The sequence below is a fragment of the Actinomadura sp. GC306 genome, assembly GCF_004348665.1.
In the GTDB taxonomy this organism is placed as follows: Bacteria; Actinomycetota; Actinomycetes; order Streptosporangiales; family Streptosporangiaceae; genus Spirillospora.
Map to the genome: position 1 here is coordinate 1 of NZ_SMKM01000414.1, position 3,640 is coordinate 3,640.

5 protein-coding genes and 1 tRNA gene are annotated in these 3,640 nt (G+C 71.2%); 5 read left to right on the plus strand and 1 reads right to left on the minus strand.

Annotated elements, in window-relative coordinates; genetic code table 11:
* The 4 genes from E1200_RS31880 to E1200_RS34175 all read left to right on the plus strand — a co-directional run.
* On the plus strand, positions 1 to 1,431 hold a 1,431-nt coding region (locus E1200_RS31880; protein WP_243709009.1), incomplete at its 5' end, for a MinD/ParA family protein.
* A gap of 24 nt (positions 1,432 to 1,455) precedes the next feature.
* Positions 1,456 to 1,836 carry a signal peptidase I gene (locus E1200_RS31885; RefSeq protein WP_131956163.1) on the plus strand — a complete coding sequence of 127 codons (381 nt, stop codon included), beginning with the start codon at positions 1,456 to 1,458 and terminating at the stop codon, positions 1,834 to 1,836.
* 67 nt (positions 1,837 to 1,903) lie between these two features.
* Positions 1,904 to 1,992 (plus strand) — tRNA-Ser (locus E1200_RS31890).
* 73 nt (positions 1,993 to 2,065) lie between these two features.
* Entirely contained in the window at positions 2,066 to 2,230 is a 165-nt protein-coding gene (locus E1200_RS34175; protein ID WP_165950553.1) for a hypothetical protein, read from the plus strand.
* A gap of 26 nt (positions 2,231 to 2,256) precedes the next feature.
* Here the strand turns inward: E1200_RS34175 and E1200_RS31895 are convergent, their stop codons facing one another.
* The gene (locus E1200_RS31895) at positions 2,257 to 3,006 is read right to left on the minus strand and encodes a M15 family metallopeptidase (protein ID WP_131956165.1); all 750 of its coding nucleotides are present in this window, start codon (positions 3,004 to 3,006) and stop codon (positions 2,257 to 2,259) included.
* A gap of 162 nt (positions 3,007 to 3,168) precedes the next feature.
* Here E1200_RS31895 and E1200_RS31900 point away from each other — a divergent pair, with 162 nt between their 5' ends.
* Positions 3,169 to 3,591 carry a hypothetical protein gene (locus tag E1200_RS31900; RefSeq protein WP_131956167.1) on the plus strand — a complete coding sequence of 141 codons (423 nt, stop codon included), beginning with the start codon at positions 3,169 to 3,171 and terminating at the stop codon, positions 3,589 to 3,591.
* Positions 3,592 to 3,640 lie beyond the last annotated feature (49 nt).

Here is a 3,640-nt window from a genome sequence, read left to right on the forward strand (position 1 = left end):
CCCCAGCAGTACCAGTCGGTGGACCCGAGCACCGGTCAGCCCTTCCCGCAGGACCCGAACGCGGCGCCCCCGCCCTACCAACCGGTGGACCCGAGCACCGGTCAGCCGTACGCACCGGACCCGAACGCCGCGGCCCAGCCGTACCAGCCGGTCGATCCGAACACCGGGCAGCCGCACATGCAGGGGCATAACGCGGTGGGGCAGTACCAGCCGGTGGACCCCGGCACGGGCCAGCCGTATGCGCCGGACCCGTCGGCCGGCCAGCCGTACCAGCCGGTCGATCCGCAGACGGGCCAGCCGTTCCCGCAGGACCCGAGCGCCGCGGCTCAGCAGTACCAGCCGGTCGATCCGAGCGCCGGTGCCCCCTACCAGCCCTACGACCCCAACACCGGGCAGCCGATGCAGGGGTACGGGTACCCGCCGGCGCCCGGCCAGGGGCAGGTGCCGCCCGGCCAGATACCGCCCGGCCACCCCCAGCAGCCGCAGCAGCAGAACGCCGACAGCCTCAGTTCCGAGAACCTGCTCGGTGAGCGGCGCATCGCCCCGTCCTCGGGCTGGCGGCGCGCCGTCTACAAGGCGACCGCGGGCAGCATCCACCCCGGGGAGTCGCAGCACGACCTGCGCCGCAAGGACCTCATCGCCAGGGCGCGCACCGCCGTGGCGGGCGGGCATCACCGCGTCGCCGTGATGTCCCTGAAGGGCGGCGTCGGCAAGACGACCACCACGACCGGGCTCGGCTCGATGCTCGGGCAGCTGCGCGGCGACCGCGTCATCGCGGTGGACGCGAACCCCGACCGCGGGACGCTGTCGGACAAGGTGCGCCTGGAGACGGCCGCGACCGTCCGCGACCTGCTGAACAACCGCGACCAGATTCACCGGTACGCCGACGTGCGCGCCTTCACCTCGCAGAACGAGGCGCGGCTGGAGATCCTCGCGTCCGACCGCGACCCGGCGGTCAGCGAGGCGTTCAGCGCCGACGACTACGCCGCCGTCGCGGTCGTCCTGGAGCAGTACTACTCCGTCTGCATCACCGACTGCGGCACCGGGCTGCTGCACTCGGCGATGGCGGGCGTGCTGAGCCTCGCCGACCAGCTCGTGCTGGTCAGCTCCCCGTCGGTGGACGGTGCCCGGTCCGCGAGCGCGACCCTGGACTGGCTGGAGGCGCACGACCACGGGCACCTCGTCCGCAACGGCGTGGTGGTGCTGTCGATGGTCCGCAACCGGACCCGCAGCCAGGTCGACCTCGACAAGCTCCAGGCGCACTTCGAGAGCCGCTGCCGCGCCGTCGTCCGCATCCCGTACGACGACCACCTGGAGGAGGGCGCCGAGGTCGAGCTGGAGCAGCTCGCCCCCGCCACGCGGGAGGCGTACCTGTACCTCTCCGCGGTCGTCGGCGACGGCTTCGCCTTCCAACGTCCCACCGACTCCTGATCATCGGCGGTACGGTCACGTCCCGTGGACGGTGTGTACGTGGGAAAGGCGGGCCCGGACGCCGCCGCCGACCGGGGCTGGCTGCTCGGGCACTTCAAGCCGGCCGGCGACCTCCGGCACAGCGACGAGGTCGAGATCAAGTGGGGCGTCCACCAGCCGGGCGAGCGCCGCGGGGAGTGGACGGACGGTGAGCGGCGCACCGCGCTGCTCGTCCTGATCAGCGGCCGGTTCCGGCTGGAGTTCCCCGAAGGGGACGTCGTCCTGTCGGAGCAGGGCGACTACGTGGTCTGGGGACGTGGCGTCGACCACTCCTGGGAGGCCGAGGAGGAGTCGATCGTCATGACGGTGCGCTGGCCGTCCATCCCCGGTTACGCGGTTCCGGCCGGGCCTGACGGCGTGCGGTAACCGGTCGAACGCACGGGTGCGGGGCCGCTATCGTGGGCGTGGACCGCGCGGGCGACGGCGGTCACCGGGAGAGTTCGCATAGTGGACTAGTGCAGGCGCCTTGAAAGCGCCCAGGGCTGGGGACAGTCCTCGTGGGTTCGAATCCCACACTCTCCGCTCGATCCGGACGCGGTCTGTACGTGCAGAATCGGACAGACCGCCCTGTGGGGTATCCGTTACCCTCTTCGGCATGTCGCAGACACCCAATGATCCGGCAGGCTCGACCCACCAGTTCCAGAACTTCGCGAACCAGGCGCAGCCCCAGAAGTCCGGGCCGAACATCGGCCTGATCGTCGGCATCGTGGCCGTGGTCGCCGTCGTCGCGATCCTCGCGGTCGCGCTAATGATGATGTGACGCCCGTCGGCGGGCGGTGAGCCGGCCTACCTTCCGGTGCTGCTGAAATGCTGGTAGTCCTTGGCGCCGGTCCATTCGCCGCCCCAGCCCCAGCCGATGGAGTCGAACGCCCGGACGACCTTGTCGCCGGCGTGGATCATCCCGGGGGCCTTTCGGTCGCGGTTCTTGTACTTGGCGCATTGCGGGTGGGCGATGCGTCCGTCCGCGTACACGTAGGGGTTCTGGCACGGGTTGATGTCGATGGCCAGGCCGTACGCGTGCTGGGAGAAGGAGCTCGACCCGGTGGCGCGGCGGCAGTTGAAGGCGGACGTGTTGTTCGCATCGATCGAGTCGAAGTCGTCGCCCTTGTACTTGTCGACCGGTTCCATCCGTTCGATGGGGTACTTGGCGTCGTACAGCTTCCGGAACACGCCGACGAGGTCGTCGGCCGCCTTGGCGTTGACGACGAGCCGCCCCCCGGTGTGCGGCTTGTCGTCCATGCCCCAGTAGGTCATCTCGATCATCCGGAGCCCGGACGGCGGCACCGGGCAGCCCTGGCGCCACGAGTGGGGCAGGTCTTCCCTGGTCACCTTCTTCACCTCGGCCTGGAAGCCCTGCTCCGCGGGCTCCGGCGAGGGCGCCGCGGACGGCGCCCCGGTCGGTGCGGTCGCGGTGGGCGGTGTGGCGGAGGACGTCGGCTCTTCGGTGTCGCCGCCGCCGCACGCGGCCGCGGCGGACGTCGCGGCGATCAGCGCGGCGACCGCCGCGGCGCTGCGAATCGGCCTGCTACCTGGCATCTTTCCAGAATGACACGGCCGGTGGCGTGGGTGCGCCACCCCCCGATCCGCTACGTTGCGTTTGAAGGCGCGCCCGCCGGAAAGAGGCCGGGACGGACGGGCCGTGAGCCGCATCGGTCCGCCGGGCACGTCGTCCGGCGGTCTCCGGCCCAAGGGAGCGGGATGGCGGAACCTCAGGAGAGGGACCTCCCAAGCCTCGAAGACGAGATCTTCGCCGTGGCGCACAATGTGGAGGTCGAACAGGCGGCGCGGGCGCATCCGCGGCTGCCCGCGGACAGGGCGCAGATCCTCATGGAACGCGCCCGGGCGTTCCTCGGCCGGGACGTCAGGTCGCTCGCGGCCGGGTTCGGCGTCTTCCTGTTCGTCGACGTGGTGATGATGTGGGCGCCGCTGATGATGAGCCAGCGGCCGAGCCTGATGCCGCAGTTCATCACGCTGCTCGTCCTGGCGTTCGGCCTCGGCGGGCTGCTCGTCTGGAAGGTCGGCGGGCGGTGGCGGACGTTCGGCATCGGCATGATGCTCGCCTGGGTGTTCCTGACCCTGGTGTCGGTCGGCTTCCTCACCGGGCTCACCGCGCCGCTGTAGGGAGCTGCGGGAGGCTCAGGCGGCGGGGCTCAGGCGGCGGGGCTCAGGC

Coding starts and splice junctions, on each gene's coding strand:
- E1200_RS31895 (WP_131956165.1), bottom strand. CDS start 3,006: ATGCCAGGTAGCAGGCCGATTCGCAGCGCCGCGGCGGTCGCCGCGCTG.
- E1200_RS31900 (WP_131956167.1), top strand. CDS start 3,169: ATGGCGGAACCTCAGGAGAGGGACCTCCCAAGCCTCGAAGACGAGATC.
- E1200_RS34175 (WP_165950553.1), top strand. CDS start 2,066: ATGTCGCAGACACCCAATGATCCGGCAGGCTCGACCCACCAGTTCCAG.